The 23,863-nt window shown below is 69.7% G+C and carries 21 protein-coding genes; 16 read left to right on the top strand and 5 right to left on the bottom strand.

All coding sequences use genetic code 11. From position 1 onward, the window contains the following. Positions 1 to 58 precede the first annotated feature (58 nt). Together BLV39_RS40775 and BLV39_RS40770 are read right to left on the bottom strand one after the other, a co-directional pair. Entirely contained in the window at positions 59 to 1,312 is a 1,254-nt protein-coding gene (locus BLV39_RS40775) for a cation:proton antiporter (protein WP_090804590.1), read from the bottom strand. Positions 1,313 to 1,319: 7 nt separating this feature from the next. Next, on the bottom strand, positions 1,320 to 1,820 hold the full coding sequence (locus BLV39_RS40770; protein ID WP_090804588.1) for a cation:proton antiporter regulatory subunit: 501 nt from the start codon (positions 1,818 to 1,820) through the stop codon (positions 1,320 to 1,322). A gap of 70 nt (positions 1,821 to 1,890) precedes the next feature. Here BLV39_RS40770 and BLV39_RS40765 point away from each other — a divergent pair, with 70 nt between their 5' ends. The 8 genes from BLV39_RS40765 to BLV39_RS40730 all read left to right on the top strand — a co-directional run bounded on the left by BLV39_RS40765 (position 1,891) and on the right by BLV39_RS40730 (position 9,838). Beyond that, positions 1,891 to 2,982, top strand: coding sequence for a hypothetical protein (locus BLV39_RS40765; protein ID WP_090804586.1), 1,092 nt, complete (start codon positions 1,891 to 1,893; stop codon positions 2,980 to 2,982). A gap of 81 nt (positions 2,983 to 3,063) precedes the next feature. Then, positions 3,064 to 5,661 (top strand): ATP-dependent chaperone ClpB, encoded by a 2,598-nt coding sequence (gene clpB / locus BLV39_RS40760; protein WP_090804584.1) that lies wholly within the window; start codon positions 3,064 to 3,066, stop codon positions 5,659 to 5,661. A gap of 84 nt (positions 5,662 to 5,745) precedes the next feature. Beyond that, positions 5,746 to 6,465 carry a hypothetical protein gene (locus BLV39_RS40755; RefSeq protein ID WP_090804582.1) on the top strand — a complete coding sequence of 240 codons (720 nt, stop codon included), beginning with the start codon at positions 5,746 to 5,748 and terminating at the stop codon, positions 6,463 to 6,465. An 85-nt stretch (positions 6,466 to 6,550) separates the two neighbouring features. After that, entirely contained in the window at positions 6,551 to 7,213 is a 663-nt protein-coding gene (locus tag BLV39_RS40750) for a hypothetical protein (protein ID WP_090804580.1), read from the top strand. 10 nt (positions 7,214 to 7,223) lie between these two features. Beyond that, positions 7,224 to 7,991, top strand: coding sequence for an SDR family NAD(P)-dependent oxidoreductase (locus BLV39_RS40745; protein WP_090804578.1), 768 nt, complete (start codon positions 7,224 to 7,226; stop codon positions 7,989 to 7,991). A 112-nt stretch (positions 7,992 to 8,103) separates the two neighbouring features. After that, positions 8,104 to 8,643, top strand: a complete 540-nt coding sequence (pyrE, locus tag BLV39_RS40740; RefSeq protein WP_090804576.1) for an orotate phosphoribosyltransferase — start codon at positions 8,104 to 8,106, stop codon at positions 8,641 to 8,643. A gap of 57 nt (positions 8,644 to 8,700) precedes the next feature. After that, entirely contained in the window at positions 8,701 to 9,081 is a 381-nt protein-coding gene (locus BLV39_RS40735) for an ArsR/SmtB family transcription factor (protein WP_089254755.1), read from the top strand. A 4-nt stretch (positions 9,082 to 9,085) separates the two neighbouring features. After that, complete coding sequence (locus BLV39_RS40730; protein WP_090804574.1) at positions 9,086 to 9,838, top strand: class II aldolase/adducin family protein; 753 nt, start codon at positions 9,086 to 9,088, stop codon at positions 9,836 to 9,838. 4 nt (positions 9,839 to 9,842) lie between these two features. On the opposite strand, the gene BLV39_RS40725 is transcribed toward BLV39_RS40730, so the two are convergent. Both BLV39_RS40725 and BLV39_RS40720 read right to left on the bottom strand, forming a co-directional pair. Further along, positions 9,843 to 10,634, bottom strand: a complete 792-nt coding sequence (locus tag BLV39_RS40725; protein ID WP_176985343.1) for a DedA family protein — start codon at positions 10,632 to 10,634, stop codon at positions 9,843 to 9,845. 61 nt (positions 10,635 to 10,695) lie between these two features. Further along, positions 10,696 to 12,171 carry a hypothetical protein gene (locus BLV39_RS40720; protein WP_143050123.1) on the bottom strand — a complete coding sequence of 492 codons (1,476 nt, stop codon included), beginning with the start codon at positions 12,169 to 12,171 and terminating at the stop codon, positions 10,696 to 10,698. A 208-nt stretch (positions 12,172 to 12,379) separates the two neighbouring features. On the opposite strand from BLV39_RS40720, the gene BLV39_RS44680 reads away from it, so the two are divergent. Together BLV39_RS44680 and BLV39_RS40710 are read left to right on the top strand one after the other, a co-directional pair. Beyond that, positions 12,380 to 12,829, top strand: a complete 450-nt coding sequence (locus BLV39_RS44680; protein WP_239083674.1) for a SigE family RNA polymerase sigma factor — start codon at positions 12,380 to 12,382, stop codon at positions 12,827 to 12,829. After that, positions 12,826 to 13,866 (top strand): LCP family protein, encoded by a 1,041-nt coding sequence (locus BLV39_RS40710; protein WP_090804568.1) that lies wholly within the window; start codon positions 12,826 to 12,828, stop codon positions 13,864 to 13,866. Before BLV39_RS44680 ends, BLV39_RS40710 begins: the two co-directional genes overlap by 4 nt. On the opposite strand, the gene BLV39_RS40705 is transcribed toward BLV39_RS40710, so the two are convergent. Then, a complete protein-coding gene (locus tag BLV39_RS40705; protein WP_090804566.1) occupies positions 13,863 to 14,054 on the bottom strand; it encodes a hypothetical protein in 192 nt (63 codons plus the stop codon). The two genes, BLV39_RS40710 and BLV39_RS40705, sit on opposite strands and share 4 nt — an antisense overlap. Before the next feature lie 163 nt (positions 14,055 to 14,217). Between BLV39_RS40705 and fbaA the strand changes: the two genes are divergently transcribed. The 6 genes from fbaA (at position 14,218) to BLV39_RS40675 (ending at position 23,845) form a co-directional block, all read left to right on the top strand. Further along, the gene (gene fbaA, locus BLV39_RS40700) at positions 14,218 to 15,243 is read left to right on the top strand and encodes a class II fructose-bisphosphate aldolase (protein ID WP_090804565.1); all 1,026 of its coding nucleotides are present in this window, start codon (positions 14,218 to 14,220) and stop codon (positions 15,241 to 15,243) included. A 77-nt stretch (positions 15,244 to 15,320) separates the two neighbouring features. Then, positions 15,321 to 15,848 (top strand): hypothetical protein, encoded by a 528-nt coding sequence (locus BLV39_RS40695; protein WP_090804564.1) that lies wholly within the window; start codon positions 15,321 to 15,323, stop codon positions 15,846 to 15,848. A 64-nt stretch (positions 15,849 to 15,912) separates the two neighbouring features. Further along, the gene (gene pglW, locus BLV39_RS40690) at positions 15,913 to 20,043 is read left to right on the top strand and encodes a BREX system serine/threonine kinase PglW (RefSeq protein WP_090804562.1); all 4,131 of its coding nucleotides are present in this window, start codon (positions 15,913 to 15,915) and stop codon (positions 20,041 to 20,043) included. Between the two features lie 62 nt (positions 20,044 to 20,105). Beyond that, positions 20,106 to 21,368, top strand: coding sequence for an AAA family ATPase (locus tag BLV39_RS40685; protein ID WP_090804560.1), 1,263 nt, complete (start codon positions 20,106 to 20,108; stop codon positions 21,366 to 21,368). Then, a complete protein-coding gene (locus tag BLV39_RS40680; RefSeq protein WP_090804559.1) occupies positions 21,358 to 22,197 on the top strand; it encodes a hypothetical protein in 840 nt (279 codons plus the stop codon). The genes BLV39_RS40685 and BLV39_RS40680 overlap by 11 nt, the downstream gene beginning before the upstream one ends. 13 nt (positions 22,198 to 22,210) lie before the next feature. Further along, complete coding sequence (locus tag BLV39_RS40675) at positions 22,211 to 23,845, top strand: DUF262 domain-containing protein (protein ID WP_090804557.1); 1,635 nt, start codon at positions 22,211 to 22,213, stop codon at positions 23,843 to 23,845. Positions 23,846 to 23,863: the final 18 nt, after the last annotated feature.

The raw sequence follows: 23,863 nt of genomic DNA, 5'->3' as shown, positions 1-23,863 counted from the left end.
GAATCGACGGAAGGGGCCAAAGGTTAAGACCCGGGCACGATCAGCTGTGCGCGCTGAGTTACTGGCTAGTAGCGTCCGGTGTGTGTTGAGTTAGTGCTCCTTGCGCCTCGGCGACGCGGACCGGCGCCGGCGCGACGACCGTGGGCCGGGGTTGGAGCAGCGCCTTGAACCACTCGAAGTCCGGCAACCGGGCGATGATCGGACCGACCACGACGGTTATCAATACGTACGCCGTGGCGAGCGCGCCGAGCTCCGGATTGATCCCCGGCGTGGCCACCGCCAGCCCGGCGATGACGATCGAGAACTCGCCGCGCGGAGTCAGCGCCAGGCCGGCCCGCCAGCGACCGCGCACCGCGATACCGGCGCGCCGGGCGGCGAGGTACCCGGTGAGGGTCTTGGTCGCCATGGTGACGACGGCGAGCCCGATCGCCGGCAGCAGCACGGGCGGCAGGTGTGCCGGGTCGGTGGTCAGCCCGAAGAACACGAAGAACACCGCGGCGAAGATGTCGCGCAGCGGCGAGAGCAACCGGGTGGCGTGGTGCGCGACCGGGCCGGAGACCGCGATGCCGACCAGGAACGCGCCCACCGCGGCGGACACCTTGAGCTGCGCGGCCACGCCGGCCACCAGCAGGGTGAGGCCGAAGATGCCGAGCAGCAGCGCCTCGGGGTCGCGCGCGGAGATGGCCTTGGAGATCCAGCCGCCGAACCGGATCGCGACGACCAGCACGACCGTCACGGCGAGCACCGCGATGCCGAGCGCGATGCCGCCGCCGAGCAGCCCGGTGCCGGCCAGCAGCGCGGTCAGCAGCGGCAGGTAGAGCGCCATCGCCAGGTCTTCCATCACCAGGACGGAGAGCACCACCGGGGTCTCCCGGTTGCCGAGCCGGCCGAGGTCGGCGAGCACCTTGGCCACCACGCCCGACGAGGTCACCCAGGTGACGCCGGCGAGCACTACCGCGGCGACCCAGCCCCAGCCGAGCAGCAGCGCGAACGCCGCACCGGGCAGCGCGTTGAGGACCGCGTCCAGGAGGCCGATGGGAGCCGCCGCGCGCAGGTTGCCGACGAGCTCGGCGGCGGAGTACTCGAGGCCGAGCAGCACGAGCAGCAGGATCACGCCGATCTCGGCGCCGACCGAGAAGAACTCCTCGCTCGCGTTCAGTGGCAGCAGTCCGCCGTGGCCAAAGGCCAGACCGGCGAGGAGGTAGAGCGGGATCGGGGAGATGCCGAACCGGCGGCTGAGCCGCCCGAGCAGGCCGAGGAGGAACATCAGCGCCCCGACCTCGATCAGCAGGACCGTCGTGCTCTCGTGCATCGTCGGCTCAGCCGTCCGGATCGTTGTCGGCGAGGATGCGGGTCAGTGCGTCGAGGCTCTTGCGGGTGCCCACCGCGACCACCACGTCACCGTTCTCGAACCGGAAGTCCGGGCCGGGCGACGGGATGACCTGGGCGGAGCGCAGGGTCGCCACGATCGAGGCGCTGGTGCGGGTGCGCGCCCGGGTGTCGCCCAGCGGCCGGCCGACGAACGGCGAGCTCGCGGGCAGGGCGATCTGCTCGGTGAGCAGCCCGGCGGCCTGGTCGCGCAGGCCGGCCAGTTGGCCCAGCATGAGCGATGCGCCGAGCAGGTCGGCGAGCGCCTCGGCCTCGTCGTCGGTGAGCGGGATCGCGGCCAGCCGCGCGTCGGGATCATCGCGGTCGTACACGATGAGGGCCCGGCGTCCGTCGCGATGCGACACCACACCTAGTCGCCGGCCCGCCTCCGTGACGAAGTCGTGCCGCACGCCAATACCGGGTAACGACGTCTGTTCCACCCGTACTCGCACGGAGGCAACCTATCCAAAGATCGGGAACCGTGCCCATCCCAGGAGACTCGTATCCGTACGGGGAGGTGTCATGCGCGGACGGATCATGATGGCGGCGGCCGTCGTACTCGTGCTGCTGGCGGGGTGTTCGATCGGTGACATACGGCGCAAGCCGCCACCGCCACCGACCTCCGCGCCGGCACCCACGCCGGAGGCGGAGTTCGAGGTGCGGCACGCTTCGATCCCGGTGCCGCCGAGCTACCAACTCCAGAACGTCGAGTTCGTCGACCAGGCCCTCGGCTACGCGCTGTTCGGGCGGTGCGGCTCGACCACCGGCGCTCCCGGCCCGGGGGAGAACTGCTCGGCGGCCGTGGTGCGCACCGAGGACGGCGGTCGGAGCTGGCACCAGGTCTACCACCCGCGCCCGGAGGGCAAGAGCCATCAGTTGTACGCGGACCGCGCGCGCCTGGTGCTCTACGTCGAGCCGGACGGCTACTACGTGTCGTTCGACCGCGGTGCGACCTACGAGTACGCCGCCGGCGACGACAACGTCCTGCGCCCGATCTTCGGCGAATATCAGGCGTGCTGCGACGGGGACGAGAAGCAGCGGGTGGTCTGGTTCGACGGCCACGGCAGGCCGACGCCGACCAGGACGCAACCGAACGTCCCCAATCTGCTCGCGGTCGCGTCCGCGGCCCACTGGCTCTTCGCGGTCGGCATCGACGACTCCGGCCGGCCGATCTCGACGGTCTCCAACGACCAGGGCACGACCTGGCGCCAGGTCCCGGTGGCCGGCGCCAGCGGGAAGCTCGGGTCGGTGCGGATAACCGTCGACCGCAGCGGGACGTACGCCTGGCTGATCGGCCAGACAGACCTGATCTCGTGGCCGGCGATCTGGTTCTTCGACGGCCAGGGTTGGCGTCCGATGAGCGCCGCCGGCCATCCCGAGCGCTACACCTCAGCGGTCGCGCTGGAGGACGCCAGCCTCGCTGTCACCACGCCGCAGCGGCCCGGACGGGTCTTCGGCGGCGCCTTCGAGAAGGTCGACTGGCCGATCGGCGACTGCTTCTTGCGCGTACTCCCTGAAGGGACGCTGTTCTGCTCTGCCGGCGTGGTCAACTGGCTCGGCATCGAGGACTTCGGCGAACGGAAGTGGGTCAGGGTGATGGTGGGCAACGAGTGACGCGGATCACACGGCCGGAGTTGAGCGGAATAGACTCAACTCTGGTTGTGTCGTCTCAAGGGTCAGCTACCAGGGGAGCCCATGAACAGCGAACGTCTGACGACCAAGAGTCGTGAGGTCATCACCAGCGCGGCCGCCGGGGCGGCACAGCGCGGCAACGCCACCGTCGAGCCGTGGCACCTCCTGCTCAGCCTGCTGGACACCGGCGGCTCGACGGCCGGCGGCCTGCTCCGCGCGGTCGGCGCCAACGCCGCCGACATCCGCCGTGCGGCCGCCCGGGCGATCGAGGGCCTGCCCACCGCGCAGGGCCCGAGCGTCGGCGAGCCCACTCTGTCCCGTGAGTTCGTCAACGCCATCGGCGCGGCCGAGCAGATCGCCCGCCCGCTCGGCGACGAGTTCGTCTCCACCGAGCACCTGCTCGCCGGCCTCGCGCGGGTCGGTGGCGCCGTCGCCGACGTGCTCAAGGCCCAGGGCGCGACCGAGGCCAACCTGGTCGCCGCCTTCCCGGCCATTCGTGGCGGCGACCGCCGGGTCACCAACGCCGACCCCGAGCAGACCTACCAGGCACTGGAGAAGTACGGCGTCGACCTGACCGCGCGAGCCAAGGACGGCAAGACCGACCCGGTGATCGGCCGTGACTCCGAGATCCGCCGGGTCATGCAGGTGCTGTCCCGCAAGACCAAGAACAACCCGGTGCTGATCGGCGAGCCCGGCGTCGGCAAGACCGCGATCGTCGAGGGTCTGGCCCAGCGGATCGTGGCCGGCGACGTGCCCGAGTCGCTGCGGGACAAGAAGCTGGTCTCGCTCGACCTGGCCGCGATGGTCGCCGGCGCGTCCTACCGGGGCCAGTTCGAGGAGCGGCTCAAGTCCGTGCTCGAAGAGATCAAGAACTCGGACGGCCAGGTCATCACGTTCCTCGACGAGTTGCACACCGTCGTCGGTGCCGGCCGTGGCGAGGGCTCGATGGACGCCGGCAACATGCTCAAGCCGATGCTGGCCCGTGGTGAGCTCCGGATGGTCGGCGCGACCACGCTGGACGAGTACCGCCAGCACATCGAGAAGGACCCCGCGCTCGAGCGGCGGTTCCAGCCCGTCGTGGTCGGCGAGCCGTCCGTCGAGGACACCATCGGCATCCTGCGCGGGCTCAAGGAGCGCTACGAGGTGCACCACGGCGTGCGGATCACCGACGCCGCACTGGTCAGCGCCGCCGCCCTGGCCGACCGCTACATCACCGACCGGTTCCTGCCCGACAAGGCGATCGACCTGGTCGACGAGGCCGGCTCTCGGCTGCGCATGGAGATCGACTCGCGGCCGGTCGAGGTCGACGAGGTCGAGCGGGCCGTGCGCCGGCTCGAGATCGAGGAGATGGCGCTGGCGAAGGAGCCCGACGTGGCCTCCGCCGAGCGCCTGGCGCGGCTGCGCAAGGAGCTGGCCGACAAGCGCGAGCAGTTGACCGCGCTGTCCGACCGGTGGCGCCTGGAGAAGGAGCACATCACCAAGATCTCCACTGCCAAGGAGGAGCTGGAGCGGCTGCGCGGCGACGAGAGCCACGCCGAGCGCGACGGCGACTTCGCCCGCGCCTCCGAGCTGCGTTACGGCCGCATCCCCGAGCTCGAGGCGGAGCTCACCGCCGCCGAGGCCGAGCTGGTCTCGTTGCAGGCCAGCGGCGCGATGCTGAAGGAAGAGGTCGGCGCCGACGACATCGCCACCGTCGTGGCGTCGTGGACCGGCATCCCCGCCGGTCGGCTGCTGGAGGGTGAGACCGTCAAGCTCCTCCGGATGGAGGAGTCGCTCTCGTCCCGGGTGGTCGGGCAGCCCGAAGCGGTCGGCGCGGTCGCCGACGCGGTCCGCCGGGCCCGGGCCGGCATCGCCGACCCTGACCGGCCGACCGGCAGCTTCCTGTTCCTCGGCCCGACCGGTGTCGGCAAGACCGAGTTGGCCAAGGCGCTCGCCGGGTTCCTGTTCGACGACGAGCGGGCGATGGTACGCATCGACATGAGCGAGTACGGCGAGAAGCACAGCGTCGCCCGGCTCGTCGGTGCGCCTCCCGGCTACATCGGCTACGAGGAGGGCGGGCAGCTCACCGAGGCGGTGCGCCGCCGGCCGTACTCGGTGATCCTGCTCGACGAGGTCGAGAAGGCCCATCCGGACGTGTTCGACGTGCTGCTCCAGGTGCTCGACGACGGCCGGCTGACCGACGGCCAGGGCCGCACGGTCGACTTCCGCAACGCGATCCTGATCCTCACGTCCAACCTGGGCTCGACGCTGATCGCCGACCCCACCCTGGGCGAGGAGCAGCGCCGCGAGGCCGTGCTCGCGGTGGTCCGCGCGCACTTCAAGCCGGAGTTCCTCAACCGGCTCGACGACATCGTGGTGTTCTCCGCGCTGTCCGGGCCGCAGTTGCGGGCGATCGTCGACATCCAGTTGGACCTGCTGCGCAAGCGGCTGGCCGAGCGGCGGCTCACCCTCGACGTCACCGAAGCCGGCAAGGTCTGGCTGGCCGAGCACGGCTACGACCCGATCTACGGTGCCCGCCCGCTGCGCCGGCTCGTGCAGTCGGCGATCGGCGACAGCCTGGCCAAGGCGCTGTTGGCCGGCGAGATCCGCGACGGTGACACCGTCTCGGTCGACCTCGCAGACACCAAGGACGGGCTGACCGTGATGGCTCTCGTCAACTGATCGATGGATGTCTCGGGGCGACAGACTGGCGCGCTACTAGTACCTTGATCTTCACTCATTGTGATGTTTCGAGGAAGGAGTGCCGTGTCGGAGCTCGCCCCCGGTTCGGACCGTGCCCGGCCGCCGGGCACTGTCCGGATTTCCAGCTATCTCCTTTACGCCGTAGCCGCCATCGAGGTCGTCAGTCTCCTCGTGACGCTCGCGACGCTCAGCAGCCTGCGCCAGGCGTTGACCGACGCGTACGCGGGCACGGAGCTCGCCGAGTCCGGTGACACCGTTGCCATCGTCGTGGCGGTCGGAGGCTCGATCTTCGCCCTGCTCGTCGCGATCGGCCTGGTCGTTCTCGGCTTCCTCAACCTGCGGGGCAAGAAAGCGGCCCGCATCGTCACCTGGGTCGTCGGTGGCCTGTTCCTTCTCTGCTGCGGCGCCGGCCAGGTGCTCAACTCCGTCGGCGGCTCGATGGGCGCGGACACCGGCGGCGCCAACGTCCCGGACCAGGCGGCCGTGCAGGCGAAGATCGACGCCGCCATGCCCGGCTGGTACAACCCGGTCAACGCGGTGCTCGGCATCATTCCGATCCTGTTGGTGCTGGTCGCGCTGATCCTGCTGGCGCTGCCCGCGTCCAACGAGTGGTTCAAGCCGCGGGCCGCGACCTGGGAGCCGCCGACACCCGGTTACCCGGTGATGCCGGGCTCGAGCTACCCCACCCCGCAGTTCCCGCAGCAGGCCGGCGAGCCGCCATTGCCGCCGGCCCCGCCGGTGGCGGGCAGCGAGCCGCCGGAAACGCCGGCTCCGCCGCGCTGACGCCACAGCCAGCACACTCGGGGCCTTCCGAGTAGGTTCGTCTACAACGGATCTACCGGAGGGCCCCGTGTCGTACCCAGCGCAAGTGCTCCCGCAACAGCCGGTCACCGATCCCCGCCGGCCGCCGGGCCCGGTGCGCATCTCGGCCGGTGTCCTGGTGCTGATGGCAGTCGGCGGCCTGGTCTACGGCGGCATCGGTCTCGTGCTCATGCCCGGCATCGTCGAGCGGTTCCAGGACAGCGCCGCCGGTGTCGGAGTCTCCGTCGACGACATCAACGGCGGCACGCAGCTCCTGCGCGGCGTGCCGATCGCGGCGGCCTTCGTCGGTGTGGTCTCGGCGGTGGTGCTGGCCGGGCTCGTGGTCGGCCTGCTGCGCGGCGTCCGCGCCGTCCGGGTCGCGACTCTGGTCGTGTCCGGCCTCGGCCTGCTCGGCGGCATCCTCACGGCCGTGTTCGGCTTCCTGCAGCGGGTCAACTCGTTCGCCGACGACACCTTGCTGTGGGCGCTCAACGACGCCCACCCGGGCTGGTGGCCCTGGACGAGCGCGGTCCTTTCGCTCCTTCAGGTGGTGGGCTACTTTGTGGTCACGTTGCTGCTGATCTCCCCACCGGCCAACGAGTACTTCCGGCGCGCGCCGTCGCTACCCCCAGGCCCCACCGGCGCGCCGCCGATCCCACCCCCGCCCCCGGTCGACCCGACGGACTGGCAACGCCCGGCTCCGCCGACGACCACCCCCGCCGCCATGTGAGGGACCCCCAGTGCCGACCGCACTCGTCACCGGCGCCACCGCGGGCATCGGTGCGGCGTTCGCCCGCCGCCTCGCCGCCGACGGCTACGACCTCGTGCTCGTCGCCCGCGATGCCGGCCGGCTCGCCGCCATCGCCGAGCAGACCGGCGGCACCGCCGAGGTGTTGCCGGCGGACCTCTCGACCGAGTCGGGTGTGACCGCGGTCGCGCAGCGATTGGCGGGCCATGTCGATTTATTGGTTAACAACGCCGGCTCGACCCTCAACCGGTCCTTTCTCAAGTCGACTGCCGCCGACGAGACATCGTTGCTGCGCCTCAACATCGACGCCGTAATGCGGCTCACCCATGCGGCTCTGCCGGCTATGACCAGCCGTGGCAATGGGTCTGTGATCAACGTCTCGTCAGCCTCGTCGTTCGCGCCGGTGATGCCCGGCTCGACCTATCCGGCTAGCAAGGCGTGGGTCACCCATTTCAGTGAGTCGATCGGTCACGCGGTCGCTGGGCTAGGCGTTCGCGTCATGGCGCTGTGCCCCGGATACACGCGCACCGAATTCCATGATCGCGCGGGCATCGACATGTCGAAAACCCCGTCCTGGTTGTGGCTGAAGGCGGACGATGTGGTCGCCGACGCGCTCCGCGACCTTGAGCGCGGGCGGCTGGTCAGCGTGCCCGACTGGAAGTACAAAGTGGCCGTGTTCGGCATGCGCCACGCGCCGCGCAGTGTCTTCGCCCGGGTCGCCCGGGACACCCGCGGCCGGATCGGCCGCGACAACCTGTGACGGTCGCCTCGGTTGGCCGGTCCCGCGCCACCGTTCGCTATCGGGCGAAATTTCCTGATCGCTGGTGGGGCGCCCAGCAGGTTCACAGAATCGACCAGTACGCTTCTCCCCCATGGGGGACCACGACGACCTGCGTAAATTCATCACTGAGCTAGCCGTTGTGCACGGCAAGGTGGTGCTTTCCTCGGGACGTGAAGCCGACTGGTATGTCGACCTTCGTCGCGTGGCCCTTCACTATGCGTCCGCACCGTTGGTCGGACGTGTGATGCTCGACCTGACTTCCGACTGGGACTTCGACGCGGTGGGTGGACTCACCCTCGGCGCCGACCCGGTGGCGACCGCCATGCTCCATGCGGCGGCGTCGACCGGGCGACCGCTCGACGCGTTCGTGGTCCGCAAGACGGCCAAGGCGCACGGTCTCCAGCGCCGGATCGAGGGTCCTGATGTTGTCGGACGACGGGTGCTGGTCGTGGAAGACGCCTCCACGACCGGGGGAAGCCCGTTGACCGCCGTCGAGGCGCTCCGGGAAGCCGGGGCTGAGGTGGTAGGCGTAGCGGTTATCGTCGATCGGGGAGCGAGCGACGCCATTGCGGCGGCGGGACTCCCTTACAAGGCGGCCTACTCGATGGCTGACCTCGGCCTAGTGGCGTAAAAGTTTGCCGATTCGGACCTGCTCATATGCAGGCGGGTCGATGCTGTAAGTGGAAGGATGGAATACGTGGGAACTGCGTTGGCTGAAATGACCATGCCTCAGATCTCGCCGCTCGCCGGCGAGCCAATCGAACGTGCAGATGCCGAGCGCCTCGCTGGGGTGCTCAAGGCTCTTGCCGACCCGGCCCGACTGCGGCTGCTTAGCCTCATCCAGTCGGCACCGGAAGGTGAGGCCTGCGTCTGCGACCTGACCGCTCCGCTCGGGCTCTCCCAGCCGACCGTGAGCCACCACCTGCGGATCCTGACCGAGGCTGGACTGCTCGAGCGGGAGAAGCGCGGCGTGTGGGCCTACTACCGGCTCGTGCCGTCGGCTATCGCGACGATCGCCGACCTGCTCACCCCGCCGCGTAAGCGCGCCACCAAGAAGGCCGCGCGCTGAAGCGGTGACATCAACTGGCCCGGCGTCGCCTCCCAGACTCGACGCCGGGTCCGAAGATGAGCCCGACCTACGCGACGAACTCGCGGAGGTCGGCGCCGCGGTAGTTCGTGCCGGCCTCGTGGTCGGCTCCGGCGGCAACCTGTCAGCCCGGCTCCCGGGCGCCGACACCTGTTGGGTGACCGGTGCCGGCACCTGGCTCGACCGGCTGTCCCGCCCGTCGTTCGTCCGCGTGCGGATCAGCGACGGCACGATCGCACCGTCCGGCGACGCTGACACTGAGCTGCCTGGCGCGATCGAACGGCCCGGCGACGGGCTGACCGCCGCCGTGCCCGCGATGCGCCGCACCGGCGTGCCGCCGAGCTCCGAGGCCGCGCTGCACCTCGCCATCTATCGCGTGCGCCCCGATGTGACCGCGATCATTCATCTGCATCCGCAGACGGCCCTGCTGTTGGACGCCCTGGGCGAACGCATCCGTCTGCTGACCACCGACCACGCCTTCTACGTGCGTCGGGTCGGTGTCGTGCCGTTCCATCCGCCCGGCACCAGCGAGCTGGCCGAGGCTGCCGCGCTGGCCGCGCGTGACGGCACCAACTGCTTCGTACTGAGCCGCCACGGCTGTTCGGTCCTGGCCGACAGCATCGAGCTCGCGCACAAGCGCGCCCACAACTTCGAAGAAGCGGCGCAGCTCACCTACCGTGCCCTGGCCCTGGGCCGCCTCACGGACCTGACCGACCAGCCGCCGCCGGCGGGCGCCTGAGCCCTCAGTTGGCCCGGTGCGAGCCGCGGTGCGAGCGGTGGTCGTCGTCGTCGCCCGTGATGGCGTCGGCGATGCCGGCGACCGGTGAGACGCCGATGACCGCCATCTCCTTGGCCCGCTTGCTGGCGCGCCGGTCGCGGACGACCTCGATGATGATCGGAAGAATCGAGATGAGCACGATCAGCGCGACGAACGGCAGGATGTAGCGGTCGATGTGGGTGCCGATGGCGTCGTAGATCTTGCCCGCCAACAGGTAGCCGATCAGGATGATGCCGTCGGTCCAGAGGATCGCGCCGACCACGTTCCACACGAAGAACTGCTTGGCGGGCATGCCGAGCACGCCGGCCACCGGGTTGAGGAACGTGCGGACGATCGGGATGAACCGGGCCAGGACCACCGCCTTGGCCGGGCCGAACTTCTGGAAGTAGTGCTCGGCCTTCTCCACGTACTCGCGCTTGAACAGCTTCGAGTCGGGCTTCTCGAACATCCGCGTGCCGTAGCGGGCGCCCAGGTAGTGGCCCAACTGCGCACCGGCGATCGCGCAGAGCGGCGCCCCGATCAGGAGGCCCGCCAGGGAGAGCTTGGTGCCGTCACCGAAGATCGCGTCGGCCACCGGGGTGGCTGCCACGCCGGCGAGGAACAGCAGCGAGTCGCCCGGGAAGAAGAAGCCGACCAGCAGGCCCGTCTCGGCGAACAGGATCGCCCAGACCCCGTACAGGCCGAAGGTGTGTACGAGATCCTTCGGGTCCAACGGGTTGAAGGCGAGGTTGTCGGCTAGGGCGCGGGTCGTCTCCACGGGCACAAAGGCTACCGGGCTGCGCAAGCCCAGGTGGGTAGGGCGGCAGAACCGGCTCGGTTCAGCCGGTGCGGGGTCGGGCCAGGACGATGGTGATCATGCCGACGACCACCAGCAACGCACCGAGCGCCGCGAGCGTGCCGGCCGGCGCGCCCGTGATCGGCAACGGGCCGTCGGCCGGGGGAACGGCGCGGTTGACCGTGATCGCGGCCCGGTCGTTGGTCGCGTCGGGGTCGTCGGCACCGATGAGCCGGACCGCCCCGTCGGCCGGGTTGGCGCGGTCGACGCGGAGCTCGAAGACGAACCCGACGGTGAAGGCGGGCTGGACGAGCGAGCCCGGGCGGCAGCGGTACGCCGTCGCACCAGCCAGTCCCGGCGCCTCCGGGTCGGTCAGCGGGGCGCAGTCGGGCGGCACCGCGGTCGCGGTCGTGCCCGGCGGGATCGTCACCTCGACCACGGCGACGTCGCCGCCGGAGCGCTCGGCGGTGGCCGGGCCGTCGTTGCGCACCCCGACCGTGACCGACCGCAGCTCACCGGCCGCGCCGCGGACCGCCGCGCCGACCGCCGCCAGATCGGCGTCGTTGCGGCCGGTCACCGTGACCGACAGGGTGCTGCGGTTGTTGCTGGGCTCGATGTCGGCCTGGTCCGCCGGCCGGAGCCCGAGCTCGCCGGTCAGGACGAGCTCGCCGTCGGTGCCCGGCTCGCCGCCGGAGTAGCCGTGCCCGGCCAGGAACGACTCGTAGTCGGCCGCCTCGGCGGCGGTCAGCCAGGTCGCCTCCGTCCGCTTCGTGCCGGGAGCGGCCGTGTCGGCGCCGAGCAGGAACGGCCAGACGGCGCTGTAGCTGGCGCCCGGCGTGAACGTGCCCTCGAACCAGCAGTTGCGGAGCCGGTCCAGGACGTACAGGCAGTTGTTGAACTTGCGGGTGGCGCGGAACGCATGGGTCTCGGTGAAGTAGACGCTCGGGCGCTCGACCGCGGTCGGGCCGGCGACCTCGACCGTCAGCGGCAGCGTGAACGGCTCGCCCGGCCGGCGGGTCAGCTCGGTCGACGGACCGGCCACGAGGTCGACGCCCGTGCCGACCTTCACCCACGAGGTGGCGGAGACGAACGGCAGCCCGGCGGCGCGCACCCCGAGTTGGAGCGGGCCGTCGCCGAGCCCGGCACCGTCGACGGCGCGGACCACCACGTCGAACTGGCCGGCGAGCGGCGCACTGCCGAGCCGGAGCTGGTCACGGGTGCAGGCCAGGATCGTCGGGTCCGTGAGCGAGCAGGAAGCGCCGGCCGGGGCGACCACCTCGACCAGGCCGGCCAGTGCGCTGAAGTCGTAGCTGACCACGACGTCGTCGAGCACCGCCGGGTCGGCGGAGATGAGGGTGACGCCGGCGAGGACTCCCGGGTGCCCGTCGGCGACGGTCACGTCGCGCATGCCGATCGCGACGGACTCGGGCGCCGCGAACGCGGGTGGTGGGGCGGCCAGCAGGGCGGCGCAGACGACGCCGCCGATGGCGGCGAGTTGGCGCAGGCCCGTCCACGGCATCCGGCACCCTCCCCGGGGATCGACGCGGACTCTAGTGAAGGGAGATCACGATCGCGATAGGACTGTCGGTAGTCTGGCCGAACGGCTGAATATCGGTGATCTTCGCAGCGCTTTCGGTGTCCGCGCGCGTCGTTCTGGCAGAGCCACCCCGGAGGTACCCGTGACGCCGCAGACGTACGAGGAGTTCGCCGACGCCAAACTCGGCGCCATGCTCCGGTACGCCGTGATGCTTTGTGGCGATCCGCACCTCGCACAGGATCTGGTGCAGGAGACGATGGTGCGGGTCCAGCTCAACTGGAAGAAGGTCGTGCGGGCGGACGTGCCCGACCGCTATGTCCGTCGCATGATCACCAACCAGTACCTGGACTGGCGGCGCGGCTCCTGGCTGCGCCGGGTGCTGCTGCGGGCCGAACCCGACGAGTCGGCGAGGGTCGTACCCGTCGACCATGCTCAGCTCAGCGCGGACCGCGACCAGATCTGGTCCTGGCTCGCCCGCTTGCCGAAGGCGCAACGCGCGGCCCTGGTGCTGCGTTACTACGAAGACCTGCCCGACGCCGAAATCGCCGAGGTGCTCGGCTGCGCTGTCGGCACGGTGCGATCGTCGATATCGCGGGCCCTCGCGACGCTGCGGGCCGAAATGGTGGAGACCTGTCCATGATCGAAGAGCAACTGCGCGATTCGTTCGAGCGGCACGAGAAACTCGCGCCGCCGTCGGCGCCGCTGCGCGAGGCCATCGATCGTGCCGTCGTGCGCCGCCGTCGGCACCGGTTCGGCCGGCGGCTGGCCGGCGCCGCGCTGGCGGTCACCGCCGCCCTGTCCGCGCCGTTCGTGCTGCGGGACACCGTCGAACCGCCGATCCTCGGTGAGCCGTTCCTGCCCGGCAGCGTGGCCGCGGTGGACCGGCCGCTCACGGTGGCCGTGCTCGGTGTCGACGACGACGGCGGCCGCAGCTATCGGGCCGACACCGTGCTGCTGGTGCACGTCCCGGCCGGTGGCCGCACCGCCTACCTGGTCTCGCTGCCGCGTGACCTGCTGGTGGAGATCCCGGACAAGGGTCGCGCGCGGCTCGGCGAGGCCTTCTACTTCGGCAGCCAGCGCCGCGGCCAGGAGCCGGATCTCGCGGCGGGAGCCGCGCTGACCGCCGACACGATCACGTCGACCACCGGGCTGCCCGTCGACGCGACGGTGACCGTGCGCTATTCGGGGCTGCGCGCGGTGACCGACGCCCTGGGCGGCGTCGAGATCTGCGTCGAGCGGCCGGTGACGTCGCGACGCGGCGACCGGGTCTACCCGGCCGGCTGCCAACGGCTCGACGGTCGCAGCATGCTCGATCTGCTCCGCCAACGTAGGTTGCCGCACGGCGTCTACGACCGCGACGCCAACGGCCGGGCGTTCGTACGCGGGCTGATCAGCAGTGAGGTTCGTGACCCGGTGCGGCTGGCCCGGGTGGTGCACGCCGCGGCGGAGGGCATCTCCGTGGCCGGCGTGGGCATCACCACACCGCAGTTGCTGCGGGTCGCCACCGGGATCGACACGGTCAGCTCGATCGACATCGGCTCGAACTTCCGGGGCGTGACGATCGACCGCGTCGAGTACGAGCGGCTCGACCCCGCGCTCAGCACGCCGGTCTTCGACGCGATCAAGCAAGACCGCCTGACCGGCTGGGTTCAAGCGAACCCGCAGGCCGTGCGCTAGCGGCGGTAGTCGTCGTCGGTGCCGACCGCCTGGGCCTGCTCGACGGCGTCGGCCTCGGGGACCTCGGGTCCGGTCCGGACCCGGTCGTCGCGCGGGTCGTCGGGCCGCGCCGGGGTGGCCTGCTCCCTGGCATCCGCCTCGGGGGCCTCCGGGTCGCGCTCGCCTGGCGGGTTCGTGTCCTGGGTCATCAGGGCCGCCTCCCTTCCCTTTCACCGTACGCCCGTCCTGTGGATCACACCGCTGGTCGTACGCCTGACCTGCCTGTCAGGGCGTTCTGCTGTTGCGGGATAATCCCAATGGAGGACAGCGCGGTCCGGCATCCGTGACCGGATTAGACAAGGAGCGGCAGACATGCCCATCGCTTCGCCCGAGGTGTACGCCGAAATGCTCGATCGCGCCAAGGCTGGCGCGTTCGCCTACCCCGCCATCAACGTGACCTCGTCGCAGTCGCTCAACGCGGCCCTGCGCGGGTTCGCCGAGGCGGAGAGCGACGGCATCATCCAGGTCTCGACGGGCGGTGCCGAATACCTCTCCGGTCCGACCGTCAAGAACATGGTGACCGGCGCGGTCGCGCTCGCCACCTACGCGCACGAGGTCGCCAAGAACTTCCCGGTGAACATCGCGCTGCACACCGACCACTGCCCCAAGGACAAGCTCGACGGGTACGTCCGGCCGCTGCTGGCCATCTCCAAGGAGCGGGTCGGCCGGGGCGAGGCCCCGCTGTTCCAGTCGCACATGTGGGACGGCTCCGCCGTGCCGCTCGACGAGAATCTCGACATCGCCGCCGAGCTCCTCGCGGAGGCGGCGGCCGCGCACGTCGTCCTGGAGATCGAGGTCGGCGTCGTCGGCGGCGAGGAAGACGGCGTCGAGAACGCGATCAACCACAAGCTCTACACCACCGTCGAAGACGGCCTGGCCATGGTCGACAAGCTCGGCCTCGGCGAGAAGGGCCGCTACATGGCGGCGCTAACCTTCGGCAACGTGCACGGCGTCTACAAGCCGGGCAACGTCAAGCTCCGCCCGGAGATCCTCAAGGAGATCCAGGACGCGGTCGGTGCCCGCGCCGGCAAGGACAAGCCGCTCGCGCTGGTCTTCCACGGCGGTTCCGGCTCGCTGCTCTCCGAGATCCGCGAGGCGCTCGACTACGGCGTGGTCAAGATGAACATCGACACCGACACGCAGTACGCGTTCACGCGCCCGGTGGTCGAGCACATGTTCAAGAACTACGACGGCGTGCTCAAGATCGACGGCGAGGTCGGCAACAAGAAGCTGTACGACCCGCGCGCCTGGGGCAAGTCGGCCGAGGCGGGCATGGCCCAGCGGATCTCTCAGGCCTGCGAGGACCTCCGCTCGACCGGCACGACCCTCTCGAAGTAACTCTTTCGGAGCCCGGTCCCTCGTTGGGGCCGGGCTTCGTTTTGCGGTCAAGTGACCGATTTCTGTACGATCGACCGATGTCTGTGGCATTGGCCATCGAGGGGTACGAGCCGCAGTGGCATCACACCGCCCGCACCCTCGCCGCCGTCCACCGGGCCCGGTTCACCAGGCTGATCGGCCGTCCGCTGGCCGGTGCCTGGGTGCTGTGGGACAGTGACCGACAGTCCCGGTTCGGCGAAGGCCCGGTGATCCTCGGCTTCGGCGACACCAACGTCGAGATCACCCACCGCAAGTTCGACGAGTGCGGCATCACCTGGGACCAGGTCGACATGTCAGCACCGCTCGACTGGCCCGGCCTGCGCCTCGACTGGCGCGCCGCCGCCCACCCCGCACTGGCCGCGGTCACCGGCCGCCTGCTGCGCGAGGTCAACGTGATCGAACGGATCCTGCCGTCCCAGTGGCGCCCCCGGCTCCTCGACGCGATCGAGCTCCGCTTCGAGGGCGCCCGGTTGGCCGTCTACAACGCGATGGACGAGAACGGCCTGTCCAGCCGCCCCGAGGTGACGTGGCCGATCGGCTTCTGGCGCCGGGTGCCGATCGCCTAGGCCCGCTTAGGCCGCGTCGGTAGGGTGCCCATGATGGAACGGCGAACGGTCGGAGGGTCGGCAGATGCGTGAGGACTCGCCGAGGTGGGAGCAGATCAACCCCAGCTCCTTCACGTGGGAGCGGGACGGTCTACGCGACCTGGCGAGTTATCTGCCCGACACAGACCCGTTCCACGTCTGGGCCAACGTCGAGTTCGTCGCCACCGACGGCTCGATCAACGAGGTGGACGCGCTGGTCCTTACCCCGAACGGGTTGTGGATCGTCGAGCTCAAGCACTGGCAGGGCGAGATCCGCGGGGACGGCTTTCAATGGGTACGGCGGGTCCCGGGTGGCCGACTGACCCCGGAAGACAACCCGTATGTGCTGACCAACCGCAAGGCCAAGCGACTCGCCAGCCTGATCCGCGGCTATGCCCGACGCGACGGGCGCCGGGCGGAGGCCCCGTTCGTCGGCGCCGCCGTCTTTCTTCATGCCCGCGACATGCGCGCCTCCCTCGATCCGGTCGGTGCGCAGCACGTATATGGCCGAGATGACACCGAATCCGGGCTGCCCAGTCTGAAGGAGCTGTTGCTGGCGCAGCCCCGATCCGCCGCACAGCGCGTTGACGAGTCGCGGGGTCGCGAGATCGTCGAGCTGGTGCGCGGCACCCGTCTGCGACCGTCGGTCGCCGACCGGAAAGTGGGTCAGCTCCTGCTGCACCCGCGCCCGTTCGCCGAAGGGCTGGGCTGGCAGGACTTCCTCGCCGGCCACACCATGAACAGCGACATCGTCCGTCGCGTCAGGTTCTATCTGACCAGCCGCGCGGATGAAGAGGACGTCCCAGCCATCCGCAAGGCGGCCGAGCGCGAGTTCCGGTTGCTGCAGAGCATCCAGCACACCGGCATCGCACAGGCCCACGACCTGGTGGACCACGGTTGGGGGCCGGCCGTCGTCTTCCATCACGAGCCGGGCTGGGTGCGGCTCGACCAGTGGCTGGCCGCGCGTGGCGACCGGTTGACTGTCGCGCAGCGGCTGCTGGTCGTGCAGGAGCTCGTCGAGATCATGGCGTACGCGCATTCTCGGCACCTGGCACACCGCGCGTTATCGCCGCATGCCGTCTACGTCCGTGACCCGGACGGGCCGAAACCGTCGCTCGTGATCACCGACTGGCAGACCGGTGGACTGTTGCCCGGCGCCACGAGGTTGACAACCGGCGGGCCCTCGACCGACCCCGCGAGCCTTGAACTGTTCTTCGATGACGAGATTCGCCGCTACCAGGCTCCCGAAGCGACCACCGCGACGCGGCCGTTCGGCCAGGATCTCGACCTTTTCGCGCTGGGCGCGCTCACGTACCGCATCTTCAGCGGAGCCGATCCGGCGGGTACGCCGGAGGAACTGGCCACCGCGGTACGCGACAGTGGGCTGCACCTCGACGCGGTCGCTGACGGCATGCCGTACAACCTGGTGGAGCTGGTCTACGACGCGACCCGGGGCGACCCGCTGCATCGACTCAAGGGCGGGTTGCCGGAGTTTCGGGAACGCGTCGGCCGGGTCTGGGACGAGCTGACCGCCGCCGAGGTCGAGCCGGAGGGAGTGGTCGACCCGCTGACGGCCCATCGCGGCGACCGTCTCGACGGCGGTCTCGTCGTTGTCGAACGGCTGGGCACAGGGTCGACGGCGGTGGCGCTTTCGGTGACCCGTGACGAGGGCACTGAGCCGCTCGTGCTGAAGGTCGCCCGGGACGAGCAGTTCGCGGAACGGTTCGCCGCGGAAGCGCGCACCCTTGGCGGGCTGAAGCACCCCCTTGTCGCCTCTCTGGTGGAGGGACCGGTCGTCGTCGGTCAGCGCACAGCGCTGTTGCTGGACAGCGCCGGCAGCCGCACCCTGGCCGAAGAGTTGCGCGGCGGACGCCTGCCGCTCGATTCCCTCGAACGTTACGGGCGCGATCTGCTCGACATCGTCAACTACCTCGACGCTCAGGGGGTGTGGCACCGCGACATCAAGCCGGCGAACCTGGCGATCCGCCCGCGACGCAAGGACAAGCAACCGCATCTGTGCGTCTTCGACTTCTCGCTTGCGGCGACCCCAGTCGACCAGCTCCAGGCCGGCACGGCCGGATACGTCGACCCGTTCCTCGGCCCTCCTCGTCGACTGCGGTTCGATGCCGCTGCCGAACGCTTCGCTGCTGCCGTGGTCCTCTACGAGATGGCCACCGGGACGTTGCCGAAGTGGGGCGATGACGCCAACCCGGCGGCGGTGAGCGACGAGGTCAATATCAACCCCGCCGCCTTCGACGCCGAGGTCGGCGAGCGGCTGGCCGGCTTCTTCCGCAAGGCGCTGGCACGCGACTCGGTGGCCCGGTTCGACACGGTCGACGACATGACCGACGCGTGGCGGGCAATCTTCCAGCAGGTGCCGAAGGCGACGAGCCCGGAGTCGGTGCCCGACCAGGTGGGGGTTCCGGGGCGCGACGACGCCCTCGAGGCCGACCTGACCGCCCGGGCGCGCTCGGCCCTGGAGCGTCTCGGCGTCCATACGATCGGCGACCTACTCGACACGCCGCCGTCCCGCCTGACCAGAGCGCAAGGCGTGCCCGACGCCACGCGTAAGGAGATCCTCGCCTACGCCCGCGCTGTCAAACGTCGACTCGCGGCGGTCAGGGACGACAGCGGCCCACCGCGCGATCCCGAAACAGTCGCGCGCGGCATCGAAGCGGTCTCGGCCACCCTGCTGCCGTCGCGCAGGTCGAAGCATCTCGACACGGTCGCCATCCTGCTCGGCCAGCGGCCGGGCCCCGACGGGTCGTTCCGACGGTGGCCGACGCAGAAAGAGGCCGCGGAGGCGACCGGCAGCACGCAACCGCAGATTTCCGTGGTCCTGCGTGGACAGGTCCGGATGTGGCTTGCCAACGCCGCACTGGACGCGGTGCGAGACGAGATCGTGGCGCTGCTCGACGCCCGGGGTCGGGTGATGGCGGCGGACGAGATCGCTGAGGCGCTGATCAGCACCCGGGGCTCGTACACCGCTGATCCCAAACGGCTCGCACAGGCACTTGGGGTCGTTCGCGCCGCGGTCGAGGCGGAACTGTCGACCGGGGGCGACGCCCGGGTCGCCATCCAGAGGCTGCGTGGCTGCGACACGGTCCTGGTCGGTCGTGAACCCACAGATCCGGCTGCCGCGACGACCGCCGCTGACCTCCTCGGATACGTGGTGCGGCTCGGCACACGAGCGCGTGATCTCGCCGGCGCGGATCCGCTGCCGCTGCGGCAGCGAGCGGTCGAAGAGCTGCGCCGCGTGACACCGCCTGCGGGTGTGCCCGCGTTGGAGGAGCGGCGCCTCCTGCAACTCGCGGCGGCCGGGAGTGGCGGCAAGGTGGACGTCAACGCCCTGGGCCAGCTCTACCCCATCGGCATGGCCGCGGTGCGCGCGTTGCGCCTGACCAGCGGCAGCCTGGTCGGTCAGACGCTCACGGTCGACCAGGTTCGCGACCGGGTACGCGCGCGCTTCCCGCTCGCCGAGGAGCTGCCTCTGCGGCCGGCCTTGACCAAGTTGATCGACGCAGCCGACGTGCCACTGATCTGGCACGAACCACATCGGGCCTATGTGTCCCGCGACCTGCCCGCCGCGCCGACGGGCACCATGTTGCCCAGCAGCCACGCACCGCTTCTCGGCCGGGATGCGGCCGACGAGATCCAGGCCAAGCTGGCCGGCGTGATCGCACGGCGGGGGTTCATCGTCGTGCTGGCACCGTTCCGGCGGTTGCGGGTGGCCCGGGCCGAACTGCTGGCCCGGCTCGGCGTCACCGAGGTCGACGTCACGGACATCATGCTCGAACGGCTGCGGGTGCTCGGATTCCCCTGGGAGGCGATGCTGGCCGCCGACACCGGTGTGCCGACCGACGTCGACTTCCGGACCCTGGTCGATCTGGTCCACCAGCATGTCGGGCCGGCGGTCGACGCGGCGATGGCAGCGGCACCGGGGCCGGTGCTGCTGACGGAGGCGGCGCCGCTGGCCCGCTACGGCGAGCTGCGGATCATCCAGGAGCTGGCGGATCCGACCCGGCAGCGCCCGGCGGCACGGCTCCTGCTCGTGCCGGCGAGGCGGCCTGAGCCGGCCATGCTCGATGACGTGCAGTTGCCGCTGACCTCGCCGTCGAGTCAGGCGGTCTGGCTGGCGGAGGCCTGGTTGAGCCGGAAGGCCGCAGTGTCCGGCTGAGCTTTGTCCACAGACGGTTTTAGGGGCTGACCGGAGCGTCACCACTGTGATGGACTTGGCCAATGCCGTTACGGAAGCTGACCTTCGCCAACTACCGCTGCTTCCGCGATCCACAAGAGATCGAGTTCGCGCCCGTCACGGTGGTGCTCGGGAAGAACAACTCGGGCAAGAGCGTGCTCACGCGGCTCCCGGTGGTGATCTCAACCGGTTTCGACACGGACTCGACTGCGCCGTTCGACCTCGAGCGTCTCGGCCCGGACGCTGTCGACAGCTTCCGTGACCTGATCTTCGACCAGACGGTGCACGGAAGCATCGAGATCGGCATCGAGGTCGATGGCACGTCGCCCTTCTCCCTGCGAGCCACAGTCCAGTACGTGGACGAATCGCGCTCGGCCTTCGTGTCTGACTTGGAGATCGTGACGCCTGCCACGCGCCTCGCCGCGTCCTGGGACCCTGACGTGGCCGACGACACGACTGTCTACAGGGTGCATCAGCCGGGGGTCGACGGCACGGTTGCCGGCCTTGCACTCCGCGGCCTAGTGCCCCAACTCGACGGCGTACCCGACCAGGAATCGTGGGCGGACGTTCTCTACGATCACGGGCTTCGCTTCGGCCCCGTGCGCTACCTCGGCCCGTTCCGGGACAAGCCGGCGCGCCAGCACCGGCTCCCACTCGGCGCCCCGCGCGGAGTCGGCGAGCGCGGTGAGGGCACCTTCGGCGTGCTCGCCGACGACCAGGCACGCGGTCGCGGCGCGCTGCTTGACATCGTCAATGCGGACCTCGCGTCCATCTTCCCGGAGTGGCGGCTTCAGGAGGTCGAGGCCGGCCCACTGTGGTCGACGGTGCTGACCCGGCAAGGCAGCAAGGTGTTGGTCAATCTCGCTGATGCCGGCACGGGGTTGGCCCAGGTGCTCCCGATCATCGTGCAGTGCGGGTTGGATCGATTGAGCGGCTCGAGCGGCGCGCCCCCGCTGCAGATCATCGAAGAACCCGAGATGCACCTTCACCCGTCCGCTCACGCGGACCTCGCGGACCTCTACCTGCGGACGGCCGAGCAAACCGGCACGCAGTTCCTGATCGAAACACACAGCGAGACGCTGCTGCTGCGGCTGCGCCGCCGGATCGCCGAGGGGAAGTGTCCACCCGAGACGGTCGCGGTCTACGTCGTCGAGCAGATCAACGGGGTTTCGACGGCGCGCCGGGTGACCATCGACGAGCTGGGCAATCTCGATGAAGCGTGGCCGGAGGGATATTTCTCCCAGGACTATCACGAGGTGCGCGGGCTGGTGGCGGCACAGATCGGGCGGGCTGAGCATGCAGCTTGACACCGACGAGGAGATCTTCGTCTCCGGCGACCGGCAGGCGGTGCTGGAGTTACTGACAATGGTGATCAAGGGACGGCACGAATGGCGGCCACAGACGAAGGCCGCTTTCCGCGCCTACCAGTTCGCCGAGGAGCATGTTCCGCACTACAAGGACTTCGTCGAGAAGGCCATGCTGGCCTCGGTGGACCGCTCACCGCTGGTGCCCGCGCAGCGGCGGGTATGTGTCGATGACCTCCGTGCCGTCGTCGACGACCTCGCTCGGTCCGCCGTGCTGATCGTCGAAGACGAGATCAATGAGGGATGGTTCATCCGTGCGCTGGCTGGAGCCTTCGCGGATGACCGGATCATCACGGCCCTCGACAACACTTGGCTCGTGTTGGCGCACGCCGGCGGCAAGGATCGGATGCACAGGTTCGTCGCGGCGCGGCGGGAGCAATTCACCATTGTGGTTCGGGTGGCCGCGCTGCTGGACAGCGACCAGACCAAGCGAAGTCACCGCACCCGGAACCATACCTATGTGAGGTGGATCAAAGAGATCGACGGCGTGACCGAGGTCCACATGTGGACCGGTCGGGAGATGGAAAACTACGTGCCCTTCCGGCTCTGGGAGGAGTGCCACCCGCACGCCGTCGACCGGGTCGACGCCATGCGGGTCATGTCGCTCGAGGAGCGGCTCTACCTGGATGTCAAGGCGCACATCGGTGGCGGCATCAAGAGTGACGCCATCCCGCCGCACATTGTGTTGAGCGAAGATGACTTTCACGGTCTCGGGGCCGAGGTGGTCGTCGAGCTGCGGGAGTTGTTGGCAATGATCCACCGGATCTTGTAGGAGACTGGCGCGCATGCGTGAGCAGCCGGAAATCCGGCCGGACCCGACCGTCCAGCTGATGGACGAGATCCTCGACGACATGGTCCGCGGGCGGGTGCGGGTGCCCGTGTTCCAGCGGCCGTTCGTGTGGCTGCCCGACCAGATGCTTGCCCTGTTCGACAGCATCGAGCGTGGCTACCCGATCGGTAGCTTGCTGCTCTGGCAGACCGACGACGACGTCGAAACCCTCCCGGAGATCGGTGGGATCACCCTGCCCCCGCGAGAGCCCGGCACGACGGTGTCCCTTGTGCTTGACGGTCACCAACGGCTCTCCACGCTCTTCGGCGTGCTGCGTCGCGCCGACGCGCTGCAAGAGCCAGGCGACTGGAAGTGGCGGATCCATCGCGACCTGCGTGCACCACGTGGCGACGACCGATACCGGCACCACAAGTCGGAGAAGGCCGTGCCTGAGCACTACCTGCCGCTCCGCGCGGTTACCCGCACCATGGACTTCCTGAGGTTTTCACGCATCCTGGAGCAGCAGGTCAAAGATGTCTCCCGGGTCGAGGATCTCCTTCGCGAGGCCGAAGGTGTGGCACAGCGGATCAAGAGCTACAAGATGACCGTGATCAGGCTCCAGGGTGCGAGCCTGGCGCAGGCGGTGGAGGTCTACACCCGGCTCAACCGCACCGGCACGCGGATGGACGCCGACCAGATGATCTCCGCGCTCACCCACCGGCCAACCCGGGCGCCGCTCGCCGCGCAGATCGACGACATCATCGACGCAGCCGCCGCGTCCGGTTTCGGTGAGGTGCAGCGGCAGGCGGTGTTCCGGTCGGTGCTCGCCATCTCGGGCGAGTCCGACGTGATGTCACCGCGCTGGGAAGTCGTCGCGCAGCGCATGCAGAACCGGCTGCACGACGCGATACCACAGACCGCGATCGCGATCGGCCGGGCAGTGGAGTTCCTGCAGGGTGTCATCGGGGTCCCGGTCGCACGGCTGCTGCCGTACGCGCATCAGCTCCTGCTGTTGGCCATCTTCTTCCACCATCGCCCGCAGCCGACTGCGGAGCAGGAGTTCCACCTTCGCCGTTGGTTCTGGGTCACGTCCTGGACCGGCGCCTTCGGCGGCATCACCTCGACCCGGCTGCGCAACGCGATCAGCGAGATGGCGGCATTCGCCGATGGCGCTTGGCCGATTGCAGTCGACGTGGAGGAGGTGCAGCCGATGCCGGAGACGTTCAACATGAACAGCGCCCGCACCCGGGCGTACGTGATCTGGGAGTGCACCGAACTGCCGCACCGACTCAATGCCTTGGGCGAACCGTTCGATCTCAAGTCGGCGCTGGCCGACGCTCACGGTTACCGACCGATCGTGAACGGCGACCGCCGGCCCGCCAACCGGCTGTTGATGCCGACGCCGCCGGGTGTGTCGATATGGCGAGCACTTGAGGAGCTGGACCAGCTTGCCTGGCTCAGCCACGAAGAGGTGTTGAGAAGCCACGCCATCACCGCGCGATCTTGGCGGCGCTTCCGGGAAGGACTGCCTGGCGTGCTCGTCGACGACCGGCACGCCTACTTGGAGAGCCGGCTGCGAGCGTTTGCCGACGGGCTCGGGGTGCCGCTGGGCAGGTCCCTCGAAGGCGACTCCGACGACGATACGGATTGACGCACTCCGACCGTAGGA

Source organism: Asanoa ishikariensis, from assembly GCF_900107455.1.
In the GTDB taxonomy this organism is placed as follows: domain Bacteria; phylum Actinomycetota; class Actinomycetes; order Mycobacteriales; family Micromonosporaceae; genus Asanoa; species Asanoa ishikariensis.
This window is presented reverse-complemented; position numbering and strand designations above follow the sequence as displayed.

Bases quoted from the DNA above. Each gene is read 5' to 3' on its own strand.
- BLV39_RS40775 (WP_090804590.1), bottom strand. From the start codon at position 1,312: ATGCACGAGAGCACGACGGTCCTGCTGATCGAGGTCGGGGCGCTGATG.
- BLV39_RS40765 (WP_090804586.1), top strand. From the start codon at position 1,891: ATGCGCGGACGGATCATGATGGCGGCGGCCGTCGTACTCGTGCTGCTG.
- clpB (WP_090804584.1), top strand. From the start codon at position 3,064: ATGAACAGCGAACGTCTGACGACCAAGAGTCGTGAGGTCATCACCAGC.
- pyrE (WP_090804576.1), top strand. From the start codon at position 8,104: ATGGGGGACCACGACGACCTGCGTAAATTCATCACTGAGCTAGCCGTT.
- BLV39_RS40735 (WP_089254755.1), top strand. From the start codon at position 8,701: ATGGAATACGTGGGAACTGCGTTGGCTGAAATGACCATGCCTCAGATC.
- BLV39_RS40720 (WP_143050123.1), bottom strand. From the start codon at position 12,171: ATGCCGTGGACGGGCCTGCGCCAACTCGCCGCCATCGGCGGCGTCGTC.
- BLV39_RS44680 (WP_239083674.1), top strand. From the start codon at position 12,380: ATGCTCCGGTACGCCGTGATGCTTTGTGGCGATCCGCACCTCGCACAG.
- BLV39_RS40710 (WP_090804568.1), top strand. From the start codon at position 12,826: ATGATCGAAGAGCAACTGCGCGATTCGTTCGAGCGGCACGAGAAACTC.
- BLV39_RS40705 (WP_090804566.1), bottom strand. From the start codon at position 14,054: ATGACCCAGGACACGAACCCGCCAGGCGAGCGCGACCCGGAGGCCCCC.
- fbaA (WP_090804565.1), top strand. From the start codon at position 14,218: ATGCCCATCGCTTCGCCCGAGGTGTACGCCGAAATGCTCGATCGCGCC.
- BLV39_RS40695 (WP_090804564.1), top strand. From the start codon at position 15,321: ATGTCTGTGGCATTGGCCATCGAGGGGTACGAGCCGCAGTGGCATCAC.
- pglW (WP_090804562.1), top strand. From the start codon at position 15,913: ATGCGTGAGGACTCGCCGAGGTGGGAGCAGATCAACCCCAGCTCCTTC.
- BLV39_RS40685 (WP_090804560.1), top strand. From the start codon at position 20,106: ATGCCGTTACGGAAGCTGACCTTCGCCAACTACCGCTGCTTCCGCGAT.
- BLV39_RS40680 (WP_090804559.1), top strand. From the start codon at position 21,358: ATGCAGCTTGACACCGACGAGGAGATCTTCGTCTCCGGCGACCGGCAG.
- BLV39_RS40675 (WP_090804557.1), top strand. From the start codon at position 22,211: ATGCGTGAGCAGCCGGAAATCCGGCCGGACCCGACCGTCCAGCTGATG.